Genomic DNA, 610 nt, shown 5'->3' on the forward strand with positions numbered 1-610 from the left:
CTAAGGTCACGGTGGCGGTGACGGTGCCATCCGCGCCAATTTCATCGCTGCTGTAAATACCGTCATCACCCATGCCTTCAAACTCAACGTTTGGAGTAGGTGCATCAGTGTTATCAACGTCTTGGTTGTCAGTGGCGATAGCCGATGGGTTACCGGCAGCATCAATGACTTGTGCATCAACATTGACCTGGGTATCGCCTGCAGCGACAGRGACTTCCACGGCTTGACCATTATCAAGCATCGCTTGGGTCACGAGACCGTTGAACAATTCGTTGCCGTTGCCATCTGTGATGATCAGCGTGTCACCAATTGCGGTGCCAGCGGCTAAGGTCACGGTGGCGGTGACGGTGCCATCAGCGCCAATTTCATCGCTGCTGTAAATACCGTCATCACCCATGCCTTCAAACTCAACGTTTGGAGTAGGTGCATCAGTGTTATCAACGTCTTGGTTGTCAGTGGCGATAGCCGATGGGTTACCGGCGGCATCAATGACTTGTGCATCAACATTGACCTGGGTATCGCCTGCAGCGACAGGGACTTCCACGGCTTGACCATTATCAAGCATCGCTTGGGTCACGAGACCGTTAAAGAGTTCGTTGCCGTTACCATC

1 protein-coding gene is annotated in these 610 nt (G+C 52.9%); it reads right to left on the reverse strand.

The genetic code is table 11. The features are described 5' to 3' along the window. The coding region (locus BM739_RS20335) for a hypothetical protein (RefSeq protein WP_217697863.1) at positions 1-610 on the reverse strand (610 nt) is incomplete at both ends.

It is taken from the genome of Shewanella sp. UCD-KL21, assembly GCF_001957135.1.
In the GTDB taxonomy this organism is placed as follows: domain Bacteria; phylum Pseudomonadota; class Gammaproteobacteria; order Enterobacterales; family Shewanellaceae; genus Shewanella.